At 64.3% G+C, this 22,316-nt stretch carries 20 protein-coding genes; 14 read left to right on the forward strand and 6 right to left on the reverse strand.

All coding sequences use genetic code 11. From position 1 onward, the window contains the following. Positions 1-137 precede the first annotated feature (137 nt). The 4 genes from WDM24_RS38515 (at position 138) to WDM24_RS38530 (ending at position 3,262) form a co-directional block, all read left to right on the forward strand. Complete coding sequence (locus WDM24_RS38515) at positions 138-1,886, forward strand: stimulus-sensing domain-containing protein (RefSeq protein ID WP_414645789.1); 1,749 nt, start codon at positions 138-140, stop codon at positions 1,884-1,886. Further along, positions 1,883-2,323 carry an HPr kinase/phosphatase C-terminal domain-containing protein gene (locus WDM24_RS38520; RefSeq protein WP_338829414.1) on the forward strand — a complete coding sequence of 147 codons (441 nt, stop codon included), beginning with the start codon at positions 1,883-1,885 and terminating at the stop codon, positions 2,321-2,323. Before WDM24_RS38515 ends, WDM24_RS38520 begins: the two co-directional genes overlap by 4 nt. A gap of 214 nt (positions 2,324-2,537) precedes the next feature. Next, complete coding sequence (locus WDM24_RS38525; RefSeq protein ID WP_021076632.1) at positions 2,538-2,939, forward strand: PTS sugar transporter subunit IIA; 402 nt, start codon at positions 2,538-2,540, stop codon at positions 2,937-2,939. Then, positions 2,936-3,262, forward strand: coding sequence for an HPr family phosphocarrier protein (locus tag WDM24_RS38530; protein WP_166299454.1), 327 nt, complete (start codon positions 2,936-2,938; stop codon positions 3,260-3,262). The genes WDM24_RS38525 and WDM24_RS38530 overlap by 4 nt, the downstream gene beginning before the upstream one ends. Before the next feature lie 186 nt (positions 3,263-3,448). Here the strand turns inward: WDM24_RS38530 and WDM24_RS38535 are convergent, their stop codons facing one another. The 3 genes from WDM24_RS38535 to WDM24_RS38545 form a co-directional block, all read right to left on the reverse strand. After that, the gene (locus WDM24_RS38535; protein WP_338829415.1) at positions 3,449-5,062 is read right to left on the reverse strand and encodes a glycosyltransferase family 39 protein; all 1,614 of its coding nucleotides are present in this window, start codon (positions 5,060-5,062) and stop codon (positions 3,449-3,451) included. A gap of 174 nt (positions 5,063-5,236) precedes the next feature. After that, positions 5,237-5,452 carry a M15 family metallopeptidase gene (locus WDM24_RS38540; RefSeq protein WP_338829416.1) on the reverse strand — a complete coding sequence of 72 codons (216 nt, stop codon included), beginning with the start codon at positions 5,450-5,452 and terminating at the stop codon, positions 5,237-5,239. After that, positions 5,449-6,078: a hypothetical protein gene (locus WDM24_RS38545; RefSeq protein WP_338829417.1), complete on the reverse strand. Its 630-nt coding sequence runs from the start codon at positions 6,076-6,078 to the stop codon at positions 5,449-5,451. The genes WDM24_RS38540 and WDM24_RS38545 overlap by 4 nt, the downstream gene beginning before the upstream one ends. Before the next feature lie 189 nt (positions 6,079-6,267). Between WDM24_RS38545 and lepA the strand changes: the two genes are divergently transcribed. From lepA to WDM24_RS38575, 6 genes are all read left to right on the forward strand, one after another. Continuing rightward, entirely contained in the window at positions 6,268-8,079 is a 1,812-nt protein-coding gene (gene lepA, locus WDM24_RS38550) for a translation elongation factor 4 (protein ID WP_338829418.1), read from the forward strand. Positions 8,080-8,455: 376 nt separating this feature from the next. Then, positions 8,456-8,785 carry a hypothetical protein gene (locus tag WDM24_RS38555; RefSeq protein ID WP_338829419.1) on the forward strand — a complete coding sequence of 110 codons (330 nt, stop codon included), beginning with the start codon at positions 8,456-8,458 and terminating at the stop codon, positions 8,783-8,785. 248 nt (positions 8,786-9,033) lie between these two features. Then, the gene (locus WDM24_RS38560) at positions 9,034-10,260 is read left to right on the forward strand and encodes an MFS transporter (RefSeq protein WP_338829420.1); all 1,227 of its coding nucleotides are present in this window, start codon (positions 9,034-9,036) and stop codon (positions 10,258-10,260) included. Between the two features lie 148 nt (positions 10,261-10,408). Next, on the forward strand, positions 10,409-11,581 hold the full coding sequence (locus WDM24_RS38565; protein ID WP_338829421.1) for an acyl-CoA dehydrogenase family protein: 1,173 nt from the start codon (positions 10,409-10,411) through the stop codon (positions 11,579-11,581). A gap of 868 nt (positions 11,582-12,449) precedes the next feature. After that, on the forward strand, positions 12,450-12,650 hold the full coding sequence (locus tag WDM24_RS38570) for a hypothetical protein (RefSeq protein WP_166299460.1): 201 nt from the start codon (positions 12,450-12,452) through the stop codon (positions 12,648-12,650). Between the two features lie 26 nt (positions 12,651-12,676). After that, positions 12,677-12,886, forward strand: coding sequence for a PRC-barrel domain-containing protein (locus tag WDM24_RS38575; protein WP_166299461.1), 210 nt, complete (start codon positions 12,677-12,679; stop codon positions 12,884-12,886). 920 nt (positions 12,887-13,806) lie between these two features. Here WDM24_RS38575 and WDM24_RS38580 read toward each other — a convergent pair. Beyond that, positions 13,807-14,535 (reverse strand): hypothetical protein, encoded by a 729-nt coding sequence (locus WDM24_RS38580; protein WP_338829422.1) that lies wholly within the window; start codon positions 14,533-14,535, stop codon positions 13,807-13,809. 424 nt (positions 14,536-14,959) lie between these two features. Here WDM24_RS38580 and WDM24_RS38585 point away from each other — a divergent pair, with 424 nt between their 5' ends. Next, the gene (locus WDM24_RS38585) at positions 14,960-16,927 is read left to right on the forward strand and encodes a methyl-accepting chemotaxis protein (RefSeq protein WP_338829423.1); all 1,968 of its coding nucleotides are present in this window, start codon (positions 14,960-14,962) and stop codon (positions 16,925-16,927) included. Between the two features lie 218 nt (positions 16,928-17,145). Here WDM24_RS38585 and WDM24_RS38590 read toward each other — a convergent pair whose 3' ends face one another. Beyond that, the gene (locus WDM24_RS38590; protein ID WP_338829424.1) at positions 17,146-18,057 is read right to left on the reverse strand and encodes a sterol desaturase family protein; all 912 of its coding nucleotides are present in this window, start codon (positions 18,055-18,057) and stop codon (positions 17,146-17,148) included. A gap of 118 nt (positions 18,058-18,175) precedes the next feature. On the opposite strand from WDM24_RS38590, the gene WDM24_RS38595 reads away from it, so the two are divergent. Genes WDM24_RS38595 through WDM24_RS38605 form a run of 3 tightly spaced genes read left to right on the forward strand, consistent with a single transcriptional unit; the run spans position 18,176 to position 20,056 of the window. Continuing rightward, a complete protein-coding gene (locus tag WDM24_RS38595) occupies positions 18,176-18,781 on the forward strand; it encodes a TetR/AcrR family transcriptional regulator (protein ID WP_338829425.1) in 606 nt (201 codons plus the stop codon). An 11-nt stretch (positions 18,782-18,792) separates the two neighbouring features. After that, a complete protein-coding gene (locus tag WDM24_RS38600) occupies positions 18,793-19,575 on the forward strand; it encodes a sulfite exporter TauE/SafE family protein (RefSeq protein WP_338829426.1) in 783 nt (260 codons plus the stop codon). 34 nt (positions 19,576-19,609) lie between these two features. Continuing rightward, positions 19,610-20,056 (forward strand): DUF1801 domain-containing protein, encoded by a 447-nt coding sequence (locus WDM24_RS38605; RefSeq protein ID WP_338829427.1) that lies wholly within the window; start codon positions 19,610-19,612, stop codon positions 20,054-20,056. Between the two features lie 6 nt (positions 20,057-20,062). On the opposite strand, the gene WDM24_RS38610 is transcribed toward WDM24_RS38605, so the two are convergent. Then, positions 20,063-22,252, reverse strand: a complete 2,190-nt coding sequence (locus WDM24_RS38610) for a putative bifunctional diguanylate cyclase/phosphodiesterase (protein WP_338832523.1) — start codon at positions 22,250-22,252, stop codon at positions 20,063-20,065. Positions 22,253-22,316 lie beyond the last annotated feature (64 nt).

Genomic DNA, 22,316 nt, shown 5'->3' on the forward strand with positions numbered 1-22,316 from the left:
TGGGGTAAGCTCGGGCCACCATTTGCTTCGCGGGACGACATCCATACCAACCGGCAGCTTTGCCAGTGCTTGATCGAACGCAGCTCGAGCAGGGACTGAACACCGAGGACGCGTCCCAGCTCCTCGATCACGAGGCCGTGGCCGACGACGTTGCGCAGGACTTGGCGCAGGAAAAGGGCTGGCGCCGGCCGCTCGGTTGGCTGCGCCGGGCCGGTCAGTTCTTCTTCGCGCTGTCGTTCTCGAGCCTGACGCGCCGCATCGTCTCGCTCAACCTCGCCGGCCTCGTCGCGCTGGTCGCTAGCATCCTCTATCTCTCGCAATTCCGCGCCGGCCTGATCGAGGCGCGCACGCAGAGCCTCTTGGTCTATGCCGAGATCATCTCGGAGGCGATTGCCGCCTCCGCGACCGTCGAAGGCAATACCGTCACGATCGATCCCGACCGCCTGCTCGACCTGAAGCCCGGCGAGAGCTTCGGCCAGCCGGATGAATCGGCGGATTTCCCGATCAATCCCGAACGGGTCGCGCCGATCCTGCGCCGCCTGATCGCGCCGACCAAGACGCGAGCCCGCATCTTCGACCGCGATGGCGGCCTGATCCTCGACAGCCGCAACCTGTTCGCGCGCGGCGACGTGCTGCGCATGGAGCTGCCGCCACCGTCGGAGAAGTCGTCGCTGTACGACAAGACCAAGGCCACGATCAAGACCTGGCTCAACCGCGGCGACCTGCCGATCTACCGCGAGCTCGGCCCCGAAGGCGGCAAGGGCTATTCGGAAGTCGCGCAATCGCTCGAGGGCATGAAGGGCAGCGCAGTGCGCGTCACCGAGCGCGGCGCGATCATCGTGTCGGTTGCCGTTCCGGTGCAGCATTTCCGCGCCGTGCGCGGCGCACTGATGCTGACCACGCAGGGCGACGACATCGACCAGCTCGTGATGTCGGAGCGCCTCGCCATCCTCAAGATCGGCGGGGTCGCCTCCGCGGTCATGATCATGCTGTCGCTGCTGCTGGCGAGCACGATCGCAGGCCCGGTACGCCGGCTCGCCGACGGTGCCGAGCGCGTCCGTCACCGCATCCAGACCCGCGTCGAGATTCCCGATTTCACCGGGCGCCGCGACGAGATCGGCCATCTCTCCGGCGCACTGCGCGACATGACCAACGCGCTCTACAGCCGCATCGAGGCGATCGAGATGTTCGCGGCCGATGTCGCCCATGAGTTGAAGAACCCACTGACCTCGCTGCGCTCCGCGGTGGAGACGCTGCCTTTGGCGCGCAACGAGAACAGCCGCGCGCGGCTGCTCGCCGTGATCGAGCACGACGTCAGGCGGCTCGACCGCCTGATCTCCGACATCTCCGACGCAAGCCGGCTCGATGCCGAGCTGCAGCGTCAGGACATGGCGCCGGTCGATCTGCGGCGGCTGCTGACGACGCTGACCAGCGTCGCCAACGAGACCCGGCTCGGCCACGACGTCGCCGTCGAAGCCCGCTTCGAGGGCCGCGGACCGACCGACACGCTCTCGGTGCCCGGCCATGATTCCCGGCTCGGTCAGGTGATCTCGAACCTGCTGTCGAATGCGCAATCATTCTCCAAGCCGGGCGACAAGGTGCGCATCGTTTGTCGCCGCAGCCGCGGCGAGGTCGAGATCGTGGTCGATGATGACGGGCCCGGCATCGGCGAGGACGCGCTGGAGCGGATCTTCGAGCGCTTCTACACCGACCGGCCGCATCAGGGATTTGGCCAGAACTCCGGCCTTGGGCTCTCGATCTCCAAGCAGATCATCGAAGCGCATGGCGGACGCATCTGGGCCGAGAACCGCCTTGGCCCGGTGGACCAAGATGGCCAGCCCACAGTTGCCGGCGCGCGCTTCGTGGTCAGGCTGCCGTCACTATGAGCGACAATTCAAGCGTGCACGCATCCGCCGTTCTGGTCGGCGAGCGTGCAGTGCTGATCCGCGGCCCCTCGGGCGCCGGCAAGTCGCGTCTGGCCTTCGAGCTGATTCTCGCCGGGCGCACCGGAGCGCTCCCGCCGGCCATTTTGGTGGGGGACGACCGTGTCTATCTCGACACAGCCGGCGAACAATTGTGGGTTCGCCCGGCACAGCAATTGGCCGGCCTGATCGAGATCCGAGGCCTCGGAATCCGCCATTGCCCGTTCGCAAACGAGGCCGTGGTGGGGCTGGTCGTCGACCTCGCGGCCGATGACGCCGCGCGGCTGCCGTCGCCGGAGGCGCTCAAGACTCGCCTTAATGGTGTTTCAATACCGCGAATTCCCGTACCGGCCGGCTTCCAACCCCTGCCGCTGGTTGTCGCTGCGCTGACGACAACCTGAAAGTTCATGTTCCCGTAATCTTGCGGCCAATTGTGAGAAGGGAATTGGTAACCATATCACATCCACTATCGCGTCGGATTTTGCCGGCGCAGCCTCCCCTCTCTACCGCCAGGAACAGGGAGACTAGCCAAGATGCCCTCTTGCGCAGGGCCTCTGGATGGTCAAAGTGGCGCGTTCGTGCGGTGCACCAAAGGGCGCCCGCGAGGAGTTTCCGATGATTGGTCTAGTGCTGGTGACCCATGGGCGCCTTGCCGACGAGTTCCGAGCCGCGCTCGAACACGTCATGGGTCCGCAGAAACAAATTGAAGCAATTACGATCGGCGCCGAGGATGATTCCGATCTCTGTCGAAGCGACATCATCGAGGCGGTGAACCGCGTCGATAGCGGCGACGGCGTTGCGATCCTCACCGACATGTTTGGCGGCACGCCGTCGAACCTCGCGATCTCCTGCATGAGCCGCCCGAAGGTGGAAGTGCTTGCGGGCATCAATCTTCCGATGCTGGTCAAGCTCGCCAAGGTTCGCGAGGAGCGTTCGCTGCCCGACGCGATCGCGATGGCCCAGGAAGCCGGCCGCAAGTACGTCACGATCGCCAGCCGCGTTCTCGCAGGCAAATGAGCGGCGAGGCCCCGGGCGAGAATCAGGTCGGCCCGGGCGTGCCGGCCGGCGCCATTTCCCGTGAGCTCTTGATCGTCAACAAGCGCGGCCTGCATGCGCGGGCATCAGCCAAATTCGTCCAGATGGTCGAGCGCTTCAACGCCGAGATCTGGGTCACGCGCGGCGGCGAGACCGTCGGCGGCACCTCGATCATGGGATTGATGATGCTCGCCGCCGGGCCCGGCACCACGGTCGTGGTCTCGGCAAAGGGCGAGCAGGCGCAGCAAGCACTGGACGCCATCGCCGAACTCGTCGCCAGCAAGTTCAACGAGGAAGGCACGTAAGGGCTGCCCGCCCGCTAGGCCAAGCCATCACCGTCACCCTGAGGAGCGCGCATCGCGCGCGTCTCGAAGGGTCGACGGCCCGACTGTGGCCGTGCATCCTTCGAGGCTCGCAAGAGTTCGCACCTCAGGATGACGGAACGGCAATGGCGACTGTTCAAGACAGTTGGTGGCAACGATGCCGCGGCGCTACTTCGCCGGCGGCACCAGATAGACTTTCCAGACCGTCGACGGGCCGGGATGGCCGTTGAAGAAGCGCATGGTGGTCATCACCAGCGGCTCGGCATCCCTAGCATTCTCCGCCATCCATGCCTCGCACGGCTTCAGGAACACCGGATCGGTGGTGTCGCAGACGCCGATGAAGCCGAGGCGCTTGGCCTCGTCGAGTGATGTCAGCCCCGACGACCACGCCTCGCCCGGCACCAGCGACGCCGGATGATCGGGGCTGTAGAACGTCATCGGCTCGCCAATGTCGGAACGTGCGACGACCACGGCCCAGCGCGAATGGAATTTGGCCTGCCAGGTCTCGGTGAGCTCGCGGGCGAGCTCGGAGCGCGCGGCGTAGGTCGAGGCGCCATTGTGGCTCGACGCCATCTCCTGCGTGGCGATGCTGGGCGCAGCGATCAGCGTGGCAACCGTGGCCACCAACCAGACGGCTGATATCGAGAACAGCGCCATCCGCGGGATACGAAGCGAGGGGATCGCCACCAGCGCAAGCGGCACCAGGAAGAACAGCGGGATGCCCCAATCGGTCTTGATATAGACCTCGAAAGCCAACGCGCCGAGCGGCGGCCCGATCGCGACGATCGACTGGATGATCCAGACATTGAGCGCCTGCGGCCGATTGACGCCCGGATTGGGTCCGCGCGACCAGATCCGCGCCAGCACGTCCGACGGCCGCCACGGCACCGACCCCAGCAGCAGCGCCACTAGACCCAGCACGACGGGAATCGCGAGCAGCCCAAGATTGTGCACGATGTAGCCGATCACGAGCTGGACGTTGAGCGCGCGGCTCGACAGCGCGTAGACATCGCCGGCATAGGTGAACGGCAGGAAGTTCACCTCCTCCAGCCAGACCAGATGCGGAATCATCGCCACGACCATCGTGCCGATCGCAACCCATGGCGCCGGCGAGCGCAGGAATTGCATCCGCTGCGGATGGATCAGCGCGGCAAGCCCGATGGCGCCGATCATCGTCACCACCCAGTACTTGGTCATCAGCGCCAACATGCCGGCAAAGCCGAGCCAGAGGCCCGATTTCACGGTGCGCTTCTCGAACGCGTTCAGATAGGCCAGCACCAGGAGCGGCAGCGGCACCAGCTGCGCGAGGTCGGCGTTGTACTTGAAGCCCTTGAAATTGAAGATCGGGTAGAGCGCGAGCATCACCACCATGAAGAACGCACGGCGGCGATCGACGACCCGCAGCGCAATCAGCCAGCAAACCACCAGCGCAAAGCTGACGGTTGCCATCGCAAGCGCGTAGGTCGACCAGTTGGTGACCGGGAATATCCTGAACCAGACCCCGGCGATCCAGCCCGACAGCGGCGGATGCTTGCCATAACCAAGCAGGAAGCGCTGGCCCCAGGCATAGGCCTCCGCGACATCCATATGGACGTCCTGCGCGGCCTTGAGCCTGATCAGGATCAGCGTCCACAAGATCGCGTGGACCAGCGCGAAGCCGATCACGAGCCACAGGCCGGTCCCGGGACTGGTTGCGCGCGAGGCAACCCATGCGGCGATGCGCCGGATCGTCAGCTTGCGGCTGGTGCGCCGGGCGGCAGGGAGGGTGGAGACGGTCGACATGGCCTGTGCCTAAAGGCATGACCCGGAAAACTGGAAAGTGGTTTTCCGAAGGGATCATGCCGAATGGAAGCGGAAGCGCGATGAGTGAGTGCTCACCAGCAGTTCAGCGCGCTTTAGCGCGTTTTTGTGGCGAGTGAAATCAGCTTGGCGTGAGAACGCCTCAAACCGGCCGATTCACTTTCCGAGAAGCTCCGGCCGGTACTCGAAATGCATGGTATCGTAGTGATACCATTTGCCGCCCCAGATGAATCCGTGGCGCTCGAAAATGTCGACGATCTGCTGCGGCATGCGGTTTTTGTAGGCGATTGTGCTGCCCTTGCCCGCCCACAGCCAGTAATCCGAAACTTTCAGGTTGAGGTCGATCGCAGCGGCGTAGCCATGCATGCTCATCCGGCCGGTATCGGCGACGGCGCGACACGACAGCACACCGGCGATCGGAAAGGCGGCGGCGCGCAGCCCGGAGCGAGCGCGTCGATCTCGGCCGAGACCTGCTTGAGACGCTCGGCCACGCCGTTGACCCGCGTGACCTGAACCGGCTTGCCCCAGGATCGCGGCAGCCAAATGATCGTCACCAGGTTCCGCCTGACCTCATCCGTATTGCAGTCGCCGTACATCTTCTTGAAGAAGGCCTCGTTGCGGAAACGGCCGGGATCGGCGTTCGGGGCCGGCGGCGCGGCTGGCCCGGACGGATAGGACAACCGCATCTGATCGAGGATCGACGCATTGCGCAGCATCTGATCGAACGGCTTGCCGACGACGCCGTCATCGACCGGCATCACCGTGCCGTCACGCCAGGTGATCGTGGTGTCGTCGTGCCCGGTCAGCGCGTCGGGATAGGCGCGCACCAGACGGTCGAGCAGCTCGCGTCTGTCTTGGGCATGCAAAAGTGGCGGCATCAGTGCGGGCAAGAGCGTCAGTGCGAGCAAGACATGGGCGCACGCCACCCATCGCACAGCCATTCGGCGTTTCCCGGCCTGATCGATCGGCGCGGCATTGGCCTCTTCGATCGCGTTCATCCTCGGATTCCAGCTGTTCGGCGCTACCAGGCGAAGCGAGGGTTTCGGGCCGAAAGACCTAGCAGAAACCTGCCCGAAAATCGATCGCGGCAGCCCTGACTGAAACACCCCGGTGATTCGCCGCCACACCCCTGCAAAATACCGCAATATGGTTGCCCGCGCGGGGGTGCGGATGCTATCCCGCGCCCCATGACAACTGCCCCGATTTCGAACATCCGCAACTTCTCCATCGTCGCCCATATCGACCATGGCAAATCGACCCTCGCCGACCGCCTGATCCAGATGACGGGCGGCCTGACGGATCGTGAAATGGCGGGCAAGGAGCAGGTGCTCGATTCGATGGATATCGAGCGCGAGCGCGGCATCACCATCAAGGCGCAGACCGTCCGGCTGAACTACCGTGCCAAGGACGGCAAGGATTACATCTTCAACCTGATGGACACGCCCGGCCATGTCGACTTCGCCTACGAGGTCTCGCGGTCGCTGGCGGCGTGCGAAGGTTCCCTGCTGGTGGTTGACGCCAGCCAGGGAGTGGAGGCGCAGACGCTCGCCAACGTCTACCATGCGCTTGACGCCGGTCATGAGATCGTGCCGGTCCTGAACAAGGTCGATCTGCCCGCAGCCGAGCCCGAGAAGGTCAAGCAGCAGATCGAGGACGTGATCGGCATCGACGCGTCAGACGCGGTGATGATCTCGGCCAAGACCGGCCTCGGCGTGCCCGATGTGCTGGAAGCGATCGTCACCCGCCTGCCGCCGCCGAAGGGCGACCCTGACGCGACGCTGAAGGCGCTCTTGGTCGACAGCTGGTACGACGTCTATCTCGGCGTCGTCGTGCTGATCCGCGTCGTCGACGGCACCATGAAGAAGGGTAGCCGCATCCGCATGATGGGCACCGGCGCCGCCTACGACATCGAACGCGTCGGCTTCTTCACGCCGAAGATGACGCAGGTCGAGGAGCTCGGCCCCGGCGAGATCGGCTTCATCACCGCCGCGATCAAGGAAGTCGCCGACACGAGAGTGGGCGACACCATCACCGACGACAGGAAGCCGGTCACCGAAATGCTGCCCGGCTTCAAGCCGGCGATCCCGGTCGTGTTCTGCGGCCTGTTCCCGGTCGATGCCGACGATTTCGAGACGCTGCGCGCCGCGATGGGCAAGCTCAGGCTGAACGACGCCAGCTTCTCCTTCGAGATGGAAACCTCGGCCGCGCTCGGCTTCGGCTTCCGCTGCGGCTTCCTCGGGCTGTTGCATCTGGAGATCATCCAGGAGCGGCTGTCGCGCGAGTTCGACCTCAATCTGATCGCGACCGCGCCGAGCGTGATCTACAAGATGAAGCTGACCGACGGCACCGAGTTCGAGATCCACAACCCGGTCGACATGCCCGACGTGGTCAAGATCGCGGAGATCGAGGAGCCGTGGATCGAGGCGACGATCCTCACCCCCGACGAATATCTCGGCAGCGTGCTGAAGCTGTGCCAGGACCGCCGCGGCGCGCAGAAGGAGCTCACTTACGTCGGCTCCCGCGCGATGGTGAAATACGACTTGCCGCTCAATGAAGTGGTGTTCGATTTCTACGATCGCCTGAAGTCGGTCTCCAAGGGCTATGCCTCGTTCGACTATCATCTGACCGACTACAAGCCGGCCGATCTCGTGAAGATGCAGATCCTGGTCAACGCCGAGCCGGTCGACGCGCTGTCGATGCTGGTGCATCGCACCCGCGCCGAGGGCCGCGGCCGCGCCATGGTCGAGAAGATGAAGGAGCTGATCCCGCCGCACATGTTCCAGATCCCGATCCAGGCGGCGATCGGCGGCAAGGTGATCGCGCGCGAAACCGTCCGCGCGCTGCGCAAGGACGTCACCGCGAAGTGCTACGGCGGCGACATCACGCGCAAACGGAAACTTCTGGAGAAGCAGAAGGAAGGCAAGAAGAAGATGCGGCAGTTCGGCAAGGTCGACATCCCGCAGGAAGCCTTCATCGCCGCACTCAAGGTGGATAGCTGAGAGGATGTGAGGCTATATCCTCGTCCACCGCTGTCATCGCCCGGCTCGATCGGGCGATCCAGTACGCCGTGGCCTCTCGGCTCAAGCACTGCGGTCTCTGGAATACTGGATCACCCGCATGCGCGGGTGATGACACTGAGCAAGCTGAGCAATCACCCCGTCATCCTGAGGCGCCGTCACGAGCTGTCGCCGGCTTGACGACAACGACACCAGTCCCGCCCGAACCGAAAATCTCGAAAACAACCCCATGCAAAGTAGCCTGAGGTGGATAGCTGACGCGCCGCAGCCGGGGCGCCTGTTGCCTATTTTTGTCCCAGCAACAAAACGCACCATGATTTGAATCGCCACGACGCGACGTGCGGACTAAGCTGCCGCCATGTTGCGCATCCTGTCTCTCTCGATTGTTATCCTCGCCTTGCTGCAGCCGGACCTTAGCGCGGCCGCTTCCTCGAAAAAGCGGCAGAGCGCCCGCTGGCACGGCTATGGCTTCCTGCCCGGCTACCGGCAGCCGCCCAACGAAACCATTCCAGTGCTCGGACCGCGCGGCGCGGCCCGCGGCTACCCGGATTATTCGCCGCGCTACTGGTATGGCGACGACATGTATTATTTCGGCCGCCCCGGATTCTACCGCGGCCGCTACAATGGCGGCAGTTTTGGCCCGTGCTGGACCTGGACGCCGATCGGGCGGGCGTGGAATTGCGGGTAGAGCATGATCCGGAAAAGTGTGACGCGGTTTTCCGAAAGATCATGCTCAAACAAGAAGCTAAAGCGCGATGATGGTTCAACCCAATCTCATCGCGCTTTAGCCGCGTCGCTGCGACATCTCGCACACGCAACTCACAATCCGCTGATCCCGGAATGAGAGGCATGTTGCCCGTCATATTGCCCCTGGACCTCAGATAGGCCACCATCCTCCCTGCGCGCACCACAAAAACAACAGCGCCGGGGAAACGCATGAGCAAGGACGCTCGGTTCGACTATGGCTGGGTCGTCGTCGGCGCGGGCGCGCTGATGACCTGCGTCGGCTTCGGCACCATGCTGTCGCTCGCGGTGTTCCTGCAGCCGATCTCGGATGCGATGGGCTGGTCGCGCGCCGGCATATCGGCAGCAGCGACGCTGGATTTCCTCTGCATGGGCTTTGCGGCGTTTGCCTGGGGCGCGCTGTCCGACCGGTTCGGCACCCGCATCGTGGTGCTGGCGGGCAGCCTGCTGCTCGGCCTTGGCCTCGTGACGGCAAGCCAGGCGCAGAGCCTGTGGCAATTCCAGCTGTGCTTCGGCGTGCTGATCGGGATCGCCGCCGGCAGCTTCTATGCGCCGATGATGGCGCTCGCCAGCGCCTGGATCGACAAGCATCGCAGCCTCGCGGTGGCGCTGGTGTCGGCCGGCATGGGCGTATCGCCGCTGACCGTCGCGCCATCGGCAAGCTGGCTGATCACGGCCTATGACTGGCGCTTTGCGATGCTCGTCATCGGCATCGTCGCATGGGCGCTGTTGATCCCGGCATCTTTCCTGGTGCGCCCCGCGCCCCACGGATCGACCGTCGCGACTGGCGCGGCCGCGAACGCGCCACAAGCGGAATGGACCGTGGCGCAGGCGCTGCGCACGCCGCAATTCATCACCTTGGCACTGGCGCATTTCGCCTGCTGTGCGGCGCATTCCGGGCCGATCTTCCACATGGTGTCCTACGCCATGGTGTGCGGCATCGCGCCGTTGACCGCAGTCACGGTCTACAGCCTCGCCGGCTTCTCCGGACTCGGCGGACGGCTGCTGCTCGGCGTGCTCGCAGATCGGCTCGGGGCAAAGCCGGTGCTGGTCGGCGGCCTGCTGGTGCAGGCGCTGTCGATCGCGACTTATCTGGCGGTGGCGCAGCTCGGCGAATTCTATGCGCTGTCGGTCGTGTTCGGCCTCGCCTATGGCGGCGTGATGCCGCTCTATGCCGTGCTGGTGCGCGAGTTCTTCGGCGCACGGATCATGGGCACGGTGTTCGGCGCGGTGTCGGCCTTCGCGAGCCTCGGCATGGCGCTCGGGCCATGGGCCGGCGGTTACGTGTTCGACACGTTCCACGGCTACACATGGCTGCACGCCGGTTCCTTTGCGATCGGCCTCGCCGCGGTCGCGGTCGCGCTGAGCTTCTCCACCAAGCGCCGGCCGTCGCTCGATCTCGGCCGCGCCACGGCCTGAGCGTGCGCGTCTGTCGATCAATCACACATCGGAGCTTGGGATGGATAGCTGATCTGCGTCGGCGCCGTCCCGCCTTGCCCTCCCCTGTTGGATGGGTCACCATCGTGCATCCGCCCAACAACAATGTCAGAAGGGGCCGAGGAAACGCATGAACAAGCCGCAGGGGTTCGACCTTGTCGAGCGGGCGCGCGCGCTGGCGCCGCTGATCATAGCTGAAGCCGACGAGATCGAACGGACGCGGCGGCTGACGCCTTCCGTCACATCGGCGCTGGTCGAGAACGGGCTCTATCGCGCGCTGCTGCCGAAGCGTTTTGGCGGCGCCGAGGCGACCCTGGAAGCGTTCATGCAGATGCAGGAGGAGATCGCCAAGGCCGACGCGTCGACCGCCTGGTGCCTCGGCCAGTGCGGCGTCTGCGCCATGACCGCGGCCTATCTCGAGCCCGACGCGGCCAACGAGATCTTCAACACCGCGCCCGGGATTCTCGCCTGGGGCGCGATCGCCCATGAGGTCCGCGCCGAGCCCGGCGGCTACCGCGCCAATGCGCGCTGGGACTTCGCCTCGGGCTCGCGGCAGGCGAGCTGGCTCGGCGCCCATGTCCGCGTCGTCGAGGCCGACGGCTCGCCGCGCAAGAAGGCCGACGACTCGCCGGAGATCCGCACCATCCTGTTCCCGATGTCATCGGCTGTGATGTACGACGTCTGGGACGTGATCGGCCTGAAGGGCACCGGCACCGATTCCTACTCGGTCGACAACCTCTTCATCCCGGAAAAATTCGCGGCGCTGCGCGACGATCCCACCGCGTGCCGCGAACCGGGTCCGCTCTACAAGCTCTCCACCAACATGGTGTTCAGCATGGGCTTTGCCGCCACCTCGCTCGGCGTCGCGCGCGCCATGCTGGATGCGGCGACCGAACTTGCCCGCGGCAAGACCCCGCAGGGCCTCAAGGCGATGCGCGACCACAACGCGGTGCAGGGCCAGATCGGCCGCACCGAGGCGAGCCTGCGCGCCGCTCGCGCCTATCTCTACGCGACGGCGAACGACGTCTGGCGCGATCTGTCGCGCGGCGATCCCATCAGCGAGGCGCATCGGATCGCGATCCGCATCGCCTCGACCTGGACCATCCACCAGTCGGCCGCCGTGGTCGACATCGCCTATCACATGTCGGGGGCAACCGCGGTATTCGCCAAGAATCCGTTCGAGCGGCGGTTTCGCGACATGCACGCGATCGCGCAGCAGATCCAGGCCCGCGACACCCAGTATGAGGATGCCGGCAAGGCGATCCTGGTGGGGAATCTCTCCGCGCCGCCGACAGCGCGCTAAAGCGCGATGAAGTCAGGTTGAACCAGGGCGCGTACTCATGAATCCGCCATGTCGGCTCTGCCCCCTAAAACCTGATATCGCCGGGTGACAACGGCATGTCGGTTTTGGGCCAATATCGGAAGTAACGGACATGACGTTGCGGCGTACGCAGAAGCAGCGTTCAATTCTGACAGACGAAGAACGCGACGTATGGGTGCGAGCGCCATGGGATGTGTTACAGCCCAACTTGCCGCACGGGCACGATGCCTCATGACTTAGGAGCGCCGCCAATGCTTTCTGAGTTACACCGGCTGTTAGCCACCAGACCGTGTCAAATACGGATCCAAGGATCCAGCTAATCGGTCCGCCACTTGTCTGGCGGACAGCGTGGACTGCTTTTCGGGATAGAGCGAGCCGACGGAATTCACGACCAGCCCGCTACAAGCGGCAAGAACAACTATCGCAATCGCAGCGAGATATTTGGTCCTCATGACGATGGTCCCTTCATCGCCCCATGAACTAACTGGGCACTCTCAGAAATGGTTCCCGCGCGCAACGATGGCATCGATGGGATGCGTCGACCTCCCACTCCGGGTTCCTCCGAATGGAACATCGCGTCGCGAGATCAAGGAACGAAAGCGCACGCCGGGCTTTAGAGAGATGCGAGACCGCCCCTCGCTGGTAGAAAGTCCGCGCATGTCGCGGATAGCCAAAGGTCGCGACCAAAGACCCGCTGTTGTGAAAACGAGCGCTCGCGCAGATAGCCAAAAGCGGCGGTCTCCCGGTCCATTCAAAAGTCGCTGGCCGTGCCTCCACTGAGGTTACGGAGGCGGTAGCTACGATGTCGGACTTTGGCTGGGTTTGCATTTACGGGAACGAGAGCAATTGCATGAACCATCGCGTTGACCTTGACCACGCGCACAGCCGCGCCATCGTTCGAGAGATCGGCGAGAGATTGGGCGCGTCGCTGAAGCCAGAGCCGGGACTACCAGAGGGACTTAGACAGCAAATCGACCGGCTCCGCGAATTGGAGGAGCAATCACCATCGATCATTCCAGCGGCCGAGCGCTGGGACAAGGTTCGCCGCTGAGACGGCTCGGCCGAATTGGATGAGCAATGCCATCGGTGAAGCGCCGTGCGTCAAGAATTCTGAATGAGTACGGCGAGGCACAAGCCGAATTGATCGGCAAAGCCGTCGTCCTTACAGATGGAAAAGCAGGCACGGTCGAGCACGTTTGGCTGGATGAATTGCACGGGCTTCGGATTTCGATCAAAGGTCATGACGGAAGATGGCCGGTCTCAACCATCAAGATCACGGAGAACTAGCGCGCTGCACGGCGCGATCCTTTCAGATCAGCCCAATCAAGATGAAAAGAGCGATTTCGGCCAGGAAAGTGGCGCTCATGATCGCGACCGTAAGGAACACGTCGCCCGCCGAGAGAGGATTCATGAATGCCTCGCATCTTGCGAAGCCCCAAGAGTAAATCATTCAGGCCAGAAAATGTTTCGGTTTCAACGCAGACGGCGCGAGATGCGGGCCGCGGACATCCGAGGGCGGCCTAAAGGCAGGGCCCGCTTCGGGTCAAACTCAGAAGTCGGAACACGCAATCGTAACGACCGCTTCACCTCAACACCGGGACTTTCGATTAGCCAGCGCGGCACTTCCGAAAAGGGCCAACAAGGCGACATTCGCGAAATGAAAGAGGCCGCCAACTGAGGCGGCCTTAGTGGATAGCTCCCAATTCTTTCAGCTCGGCGCTCTTGTGAGCGCCAACCGATACTGTTAGTCGCAACGGCGGATCCTGCGGACCGAACCGTCGTCGCGCTCGATCGTGACGGTGCGGCATCCACCGCGATATCCGCGATCATATCCGTTGTCATATCCGTAGGCGCGATAAGCGGGTCGATCGTAGTCTCGGTAGTAACGCCGCTCCGGGCCCACTACTACGCCTCCGAGCGGAGTTTCAACGGCAACTTGAGCCAACGCGGGTGCAGTGGAGATCGGCGTGGCGATGGCGAAACCAGCTACCGCCAATACACCAGCCAGTAACAGGGTTCTCATACGAGTTCCTCCCTAGTTATCGCATTGCTTTCCAACATCCGAGGTAGGGCATGGTTCCTGCACGAAATTCATCCAAACGGCGGGCGGCGTCGCAGCGATCTGATGCGATGGGCCGGTTCCAGACATGCCTGCAAATTAGAGCGGTCCTCCGAATAGCCCATTTGACGGGCCTCCAGCTTTCGCGTCAGCGTCGCCGGGACGCTATGCGCTCAATATCGGCCGCGCATTGATCATTAAGAAGATCACCTAGCCTGCGCACATCCTTGATACCGAAGTACACGTTGCAAGGTGTCTCGGCCAAACGGAAGTGAGGCAACCTGCGCCCGACTTTTACGAATCTGCGGTCACGAAAAACTGGTTCGGATTTATATGTGTCGTATCTGAGTTCGCCGAACGAGCCGACGATATGGCGGACGCTTACATTTCCGTAGCACCACAAGCCGGCATAGACGCAAGCGCCGTTGAGGTATCTCAAATCATATGCAGCAAAGCCATCCGTATCGGCGACGCGCTTGAAGTACCTAAGCCATCTGACGAACATTCTTGTCTGATCGATTTTTACGATCATTCGTTCTGTCGTGAGAATATACGCAAATGCCCCGCCTATGCGCAGCGCGAATAACTGAGGTATGAAAGCAAATATGACTATCACACAGACAACTATCCATCGTCCTCTTACGAGCCCTTCAATGGCGTGTTGCTCGGGTGTTAGGGTATAGATTCCGTGGTACGCGAAAAGCGCCAGGAAAAGAGCTCCCCACGTAGGAACGGTCGTTGAGCAGAAGAAAGTACTGAACCATCCTGGCGTGCCAATCCAGACAACCCGCTCGTCTTCACCCAGCTTGGGTGTCACCCCGGAGGCGTCGACCAGGTCTTGAGGCGGATCGAATATCGACAGACCGCGCTGGATCATTGATCGAAAGCTCGCTTGCAAGGCGCGGTCGAGAATCGAAATTGTCCGCGTCTGAACTCTAGCGCAGGCGAGGCAATGATGCACGCTATGCGTGTATTAACCGTTAATCCTCCATTCTGAATGCCGCTGAGTTGTGTGCAATCAACCGGACAAGGACAAAGGCCAAGCAGCGCAGGGGGAGGGCTGGGGTGGGTATCGCCGCGTATCCCATCGTGGAGAGAGCCCCCACCCGCAATCGGGAGAGGCGAAGCGAGTCTGCGGTCCGACTGATTCAACCTAACTCCATCCCGCTCCAGCCGCTCGGTACGAAAGTAGCACCGGCGACAACGGTCGCGGCACGAATACCGGCCGCAACAACACCCGGTTGTTAAGCTTTTTCTGAGACTTTGCGGGCGGCGCTAATGCCTGGAGTTCCGCTGGTCCCATGTTCACGCTTCGATCGATTGCCGCCCGCCTGATCCTGGCGATTTCGCTGACCGTTGCAGTCGCCTGCGCCATCCTCGGCGGCTTCTCCATCAGCCAGCAGCGCGCGTTGACCCGGCTGGCTCTCGATCAGCAGCTCAAGCTGCAATATGACAGCGTGATTGCAGCGATCGACTACGAGGGGCGCGCTGCGCTGGCGGTCTCGGCTGTCATCGCCGCCTTGCCGCCGGTCGAGGATGCCATCGCTAGGGGCGACCGCGATGGCCTCGGAAAGCTGCTCAGCGCTCCCTGGGCGTCGATGAAGGCGCAGGGCATCCCGCTGATCTCGTTCTGGCAGACCCCGGCGACGAGCTTCTACCGGGTCCACGCGCCAAAGCTGTTCGGCGATGACGCCTCCGCGCGGCGCACGACGGTGGTGGAATCGATCAAAGCCGGCAAGCCGATCGTCGGCGTCGAGCCCGGCCGCGAAGCGCTTTCGATCTTCGGCATGACCCCGATCATGCACGACGGCAAGACGCTGGCCAATGTCGACGTCGGCGCCGCCTTCGGCAAGGAATTCGTCGACCGCGCCAAGAAGCGCTTCGGCATCGACCTCGCCGTGCATTCCTTCGACGGCCAGAGCTTCAAGCGGCTGTCCTCGACCTTCGGCGACACGGTGGTCGCGACCCAGGACGAGCTCAAGGGGGTGATGAGCGGTTCGGCACTGCTGCGCGACGCTACGCTCGACGGCCATGCGGTGGAGCTCTATCTCGGGCAGATCAAGAACTATGCCGGCGAACCGGTCGCCGTGCTCGAGATCATCAAGGACACCAGCGACTATGAAGCCGCCGCATCAAGCGCGCAGCGCAATCTGATCCTCGGCACGGTCGCGATCCTGGCCGCAGCCGTGTTGCTCGCGTTCCTGCTCGGCCGCGGCCTGTCCCGGCCGCTCACCGCGATCACCGCCGTGATGAACCGCCTGTCCAGCGGCGATACCAGCGTCACGATTCCCGGCAGCGAGCGCCGCGACGAGCTCGGCACCATGGCCAAGGCGGTCGACGTGTTCCGCCGCGGCATGATCGAGACCTCTTCGCTGCGCGACGCGCAGGAAGCCGACAAGGTGAAGGCTGCAGCCGACCAGCAGGCGTTGCAGCGGCAGATGGCCGACCGCTTCGAATCCGACGTCAAGGGCATGGTCGCCGCGGTCGCGCGGTCGTCGAGCGACATGCAGCGCGTCGCCAACGAGATCACCACCAGCGTCAACGGCGCCTCGGAACGGACCACGGCGGCGGCTGCCGCGTCCGAGGAGGCGTCGGCCAGCGTCAATGCGGTCGCAGCCGCCACCGAAGAGCTGGCCTCCTCGATCACCGAGATCGGCCGCCAGGTCACCCATTCCAGCCATGTCGCCGACAATGCAGTCGCCAAGGCCAAGGAGACCACCGAGATGGTGACGAGCCTGGCCGCATCCGCCGAGAAGATCGGCGACGTGCTGCGCCTGATCAGCGCGATCGCCAGCCAGACCAATCTGCTGGCGCTCAACGCCACCATCGAGGCCGCGCGCGCCGGCGAGGCCGGCCGCGGCTTTGCCGTGGTCGCCGCCGAGGTGAAGGGATTGGCGAGCCAGACCGCGAAGGCGACCGAGGAAATCGCCGGCCAGGTCGGCGCGATCCAGTCAGCCACCGGCAATTGCGTCAGCGCAATCGGCGACATCAGCGGCACCATCCGCGAGATCTCGGGGATCGCCACCGCCATCGCGGCCGCCGTCGAGCAGCAGGACTCGGCGACGCGGGAGATTGCCCGCAGCGTGCAGCAGGCCTCCGCCGGGACCGTCGAAGTCTCCGCCAATATCGCCGGCGCGAGCGAGGCCGCCGGCCAATCCCGCGCCCTTACCGGCAATGTGCTGGATACGTCCAGCCAGCTCGGCGATCACGCATCCGCGCTGTCGCACAGCGTCGACACCTTCCTCGCCGGACTGCGCAACGCCGCTTAATCTTACTGTGCCATAGGCACAATACCCGTCATCCGTCACCCTGAGGTGGCCGCTTCTTCAGCGGCCCTCGAAGGGTCGACGGCCACCAGCGGGGCCGTGCACCCTTCGAGGCTCGCAAGAGCTCGCACCTCCAGCGGCAAAGGCGACGCCTTTGCGCGGGGATGACGGGCCTGGAAGCGTACGCCTCTTGCCTATGACGCAGCAGTACTAGAGCGTGATCACGGCCAGGGCAGCACGGGCGGCGGCGCCGATCGCTCCGCCTTGTCGTCCGGCCCTGACCCGTCCTGCCCCCATTTGCCCATGAACGGCATCTTGAGCAGCCCGGGCAGCGATTGCTTCTCGGGATCATCAAAACCATCGAGGCCGTAGCGCAGCTCCGCGAAGCGCGGACCGTGATTGTAGGTGCCGCCGAGCCGATCCCAGATCGAGAGCAGATTGGAATAATTGCTGTCGGTCTCCGGCTGGTGACGGGAATGATGCATCTTGTGCATGTTCGGTGTCACGAAGACGAGCCGCAACCAGCGATCGAGCCGCTCGGGAAGACGGATATTGGCATGCTCGAACTGCGCGTTGAGCGCCGACAGCGTCAGATAGGTGACCAGCACCCAGGCCGGCGTTCCGAACACCAGCACACCCGCGATGTGCCAGCCGATCCGCCACAGCGTTTCGCCGGGATGCTCGCGGAAGGCCGTGGTGACATCGACGAAGCGGTCGGCATGGTGCATGCGGTGGAAGCGCCACATCCAGCCGAGCTTGTGCATGGAGACGTGGGCGAAATAGGCGAACAGGTCGAGCCCGATGAGGCCGAGCAGAAGCTGCTCCGGGGGCGACAGGCCAAGCCAGTACGACAGGCCGAATTTCGCATCCCACGTCCATTGCGCGGCCAGCGGCGACAGCGGGCTGAGCAGCAGGTTCACGCCGACGAAGATCACGGTGATGGCGACGTTGCGGCCGATGTTGCGCATCCGCTCGCCGCGGCCATAGCTGAACAGCGGAAACGCGGCCTCGAACAGCAGCACGATCGCGAAGCTCGCGAGCAGGAACGCGATACGCGAGCCGGTCGACGGCAGCTCGACATCGGCCATTTCGCCTGCGCCTGGGTGCCACAAAAGCTTTGCAAAGCCGATCATGCCGATTGCTCCTCTCTTTACAAAACGAATATTCGTTCTTTATAATGATGGCAGACGATCGTCAAGCCGGCCTCGCTCGCCGGCGAGCCGTGGCCCGAATTCGCGACAAGGACCGACAATGCCGAAGGTGAAACCCGAAACGCTCGCGATCCGCCGCGAGGAGATCCTGCAGGCCGCGGAGATCTGCTTTGCCCGCCAGGGATTTCACCAGACCACGATCCAGGACGTGATCAAGCAGTCCGGGCTCAGCGCCGGCTGCATCTACGGGCATTTCGCCGGCAAGGAGGAGTTGATCCAGGCGATCGGGGAAAGCCGCCATGGTCGCGACAGCGCCCTGCTCGCGCTCAAGGGCCCATCGGATGATGTGCTGCAGAGCCTGCGGTCGATCGCCCGCGCCTTTCTCGGCGACCTGCAGAAGGAAGAGGGACTGCGCGCCCGCCGCGTCGCCTTGCAGCTCTGGGCCGAGGCGCTGCGCGACGACGTGGTCCGCGAGCAGGTGATCAGCGGAATCCGCCAGCCGATCGCCCTGATCGTGGAGTTGCTGCGACGCGGCCAGAAGAGCGGCGCGATCGACCGCAGCGTGCAGCCGCGCGGCGCGGCGCGGGCGATGGTCGCGATGTTCCAGGGCATCGTGCTGCAGCGGCTGTGGGGCGAAACCGTCTCGACATCGGAGGCGATGCACGCCTTCGACATCTTCCTTACCGGCCTTGCCGCCAGGCATTGACGGAGGGCGCGGTGAACATCCATGACCTCATTGCCGGCATCGTCACGGGCCTCGCCGGCGGATTGACCGCAGGCCTGCTCGGCGTCAGCCCCGGTGGCGGACTGGTGGTGTTCTCGGTGCTGCTGCTCGGCGCCGGCCAGCATGTCGCGCAGGGCATTTCGCTGGTCGCGCAGGTGCCGCCGACCAGCCTGACCGGGATCAGGCGCTATTGGCAAAGCGGCAACCGCACGCCGCTGCGCTGGATCGTTCTGTTGACGTTTGGTTTCGTAGCCGGCGGCGGCGCCGGCGCGCTTGCCGCGAACCACGTCGCCGAGCCCGCCCTGCGCTGGACCTATGTGGCCTATCTCGTCGCGCTTGACGCGATGCTGATCCTGCGCGGCGGACGCGACAAGCCGGAGCATGACGGCGATGACGCCACGCGCGACATATCGTGGCCGGCGCTGCTCATTGTTGGCCTGCTTGCCGGCCTGTCGTCCGGCTTTCTCGGCATCGGCGGCGGACTGGCGACCGTGGTCGGATTGAGCGCCGTGCTCGGGGTGCCGCAGCATCAGGCGCAGATGGCGAGCCTCGTGATGTCGCTGATCCCGACCACGATCCCGTCGGCCTGGATCTATTGGAGCGAGGGCGCGCTCGCGTCATGGCCGGTGCTGGCAGGCGTCATCGTCGGCCTGCTCGCCGGCACCGATCTCGGCGCCCGCGCCGCCAACCGCATCGACCGCGCGACGCTGCGCATCGCGATGATCTTCTTCGTGTCGCTGATGGCGGTCTATATGACCTTCAAGGCGCTGTGGTAGATAGACACGACACGCCCTCCTCGCGGAGCCCACCATGCGCAAGCCGGCAACATCGACCAGCAAGGCGGCACGACGCCCGCACGCGAAAGCCGCTGATGCGCTGTTCGACACCTACCCTGCCCCGGTCAAGGCCAGGCTGCTGGCGCTGCGTCGCCTGATCTTCGAGACCGCGAAGGCGACCAGGGGCGTCGGCGCGCTGGAAGAGACGCTGAAATGGGGTCAGCCGAGCTACCTGACGCCGGAGACCGGCAGCGGCAGCACGATCCGGATCGATCAGGTGAAGCCGGCCGCCGGCCAGGTCGCGATCTACTTCCACTGCCAGACCAACCTGGTCGAGACTTTCCGTGAGCTCTATCCCGAGCTCAGCTACAGCGGCAACCGCGCGATCCTGCTCGATGTCGCCGGCAAGCTTCCGGAGGTAGCGCTGCGCCACTGCGTGGCGCTGGCGCTGACCTATCATTTGAACAAGAAAGCGACGTAGGCTTCGCTACGCCGCCGTCGCGACGCGCTGCGCCTTCAGCAGGCTGATGACCTCGGCATTCGGCCGCGCCCGGCTGAACAGAAAACCCTGGCCCTCGTGGCAGCCCTCGGCGCGCAGGCAGCTCAGCTCCGCTTCGGTCTCGACACCTTCCGCGGTGATGATGACGCCGAGCCCCATGCCGAGGCTGACGATCGAACGCACGATCGCCTGCGCGTCCGGGTTCGAGCCGAGGCCGCGCACGAAGGACTGGTCGATCTTGATCTTGTCGAACGGAAAGCTGCGCAGATAGCTGAGGCTCGAATAGCCGGTGCCGAAATCGTCCATCGACATCCGCACCCCGAGCGCGCGCAGCGCATGCAGCGTCGCCAGCACCTGACTGCTCTTCTCGAGCAGCAGCGTCTCGGTGATTTCGAGCTCGAGCCGCCGCGCCGGCAGGCCGGATTGCCGCAACGCGTCGGTGATCAGCGCCAGCAGATTGCCGGTGCGGAATTGCAGCGGCGACAGATTGACCGCGACGCGCACGTCATCGGGCCATTGCGCCGCATCCATGCAGGCGCGATGCAGCATCAGCGCGCCCAATGGGTTGATCAGGCCGGTCTCCTCCGCCACCGGGATGAACTCGCCGGGCGAGATCATGCCGCGCTCCGGATGCGGCCAGCGCACCAAAGCCTCGAAGCCGGTGATGCGTCCGCTCGCGAGATCGACCAGCGGCTGGTAATAGGGCCGCAGGCCTTCGTTCTGGATCGCATCGCGCAAATCGATCTCGATCTTGCGGCGGCTCTGGGCGCGCGCATCCATCTCGGCCTCGAAGAACGAGAAGGTGCCGCGGAATTCGCTCTTCGCGCGCGACAATGCCATGTCGGCGCTCTTCAACAGCTTTTCGGAATCCTCGCCATCGCCGGGCGACATCGCGATCCCGATGCTGGCGCCGATCACCACCGAATGCCCCTCGAGCAGGTACGGCTCGCCGATCGCGTCCAGGATCCGCCTTGCCAGCAGCACCGCGTCCTCAGGCCGCATCACGCCGCCCTGCACGATGGTGAATTCATCGGAGTTGAGGCGCGCCATCGCATCTTCCTCGCGCAGCGTCGAGCGCAGGCGCTTGGCGACCCCGCGCAACAGCTTGTCGCCGATGCCGTGGCCGAGCGTCTCGTTGACCGCCTTGAAATTGTCGAGCCCGAGGATCAGCACCGCAACCTTGTCGGTCGAGCGGCGGGTGTGCTGCAGCATCTCGTCCATCTGCTGACGCAGCAGGTTGCGGTTGGGCAGGCCGGTCAGGCTGTCGTGCTGGGCCATGAAGGCGAGCCGCGCCTCGGCGCGCTTGCGCTCGGTGATGTCCATCAGCGCGAGCAGCATCGCCGGCTGGTCGCCATGCATCAGCTGGCGCGAATAGATCGCAAGGTCGATCAGCGTGCCGTCTGCGCGCACATGCTTCCAGGTCCGCGCCGCCTGCTCGTCGCTGCTGCGGCCGGCGGCCCAGGGCAATTCGGTGTCGAACGCCTGCAGGCTCCTGATCGTCATTCGCTCGAATTCGGCACGGACGTAGCCGTAATGCGCGATCGCGGCGTCGTTGACGGCGAGGATCCGTTCGCCGTCGAGCGCACACAGGATCATCGGCACCGGATTGCCGTCGAACAGCAGGCGGAACGACGCTTCGCGCTGCTTCAGTTCGGTGATGTCGACGCGCAGACCGACGATGCCGCCATCGGCGGTCAGTCGCTCCTCGATCAATACCACGCGGCCGTCGGCTAGCACCTGCTCGTGCCGTTCGCCCGGCTGGTACATCTTCTTGACCCGTTCGGCGATCCACTCTTCCTCGCGGCCTTTGGCCTCGGGATAATCGCCGCGCGCGACACCGATGCGGATGGTGTCTTCCAGGCGCGCACCGTGCTCGAACAGATCGGAGCTGCGCTTGTAGATTTCCGAGTATTTCTTGTTCCAGAGCGTGTAGCGGCCCTCCGGGTCCAGGAACACGATGCCCTGCGGCAGGATGTCGATCGCCTCGCGCAATCGCGCGTTCGACTTGCGCGCCTCGGCGATCGCGGCCTCAGCCTGCGCGCGCTGGCGCACCAGCTCGCCGATCTCAACGGCTGGGCGGCGCAAGCTGCCGGACACTTTCGGCACCGCTTGGGGCCGGCGCCCCCGGGAGCGGGCCGGTTTGGCCTGGCTTGGTTTCTTGATCTTCTTCGGCCGCATCATCGGTATCGCACGCCCCACGCGCATTCCAGCTCGGCGATATTTCTGCGATAAGTCTCTGAAA

The organism is Bradyrhizobium sp. 27S5, from assembly GCF_037217225.1.
Classification (GTDB): Bacteria; Pseudomonadota; Alphaproteobacteria; order Rhizobiales; family Xanthobacteraceae; genus Bradyrhizobium; species Bradyrhizobium septentrionale.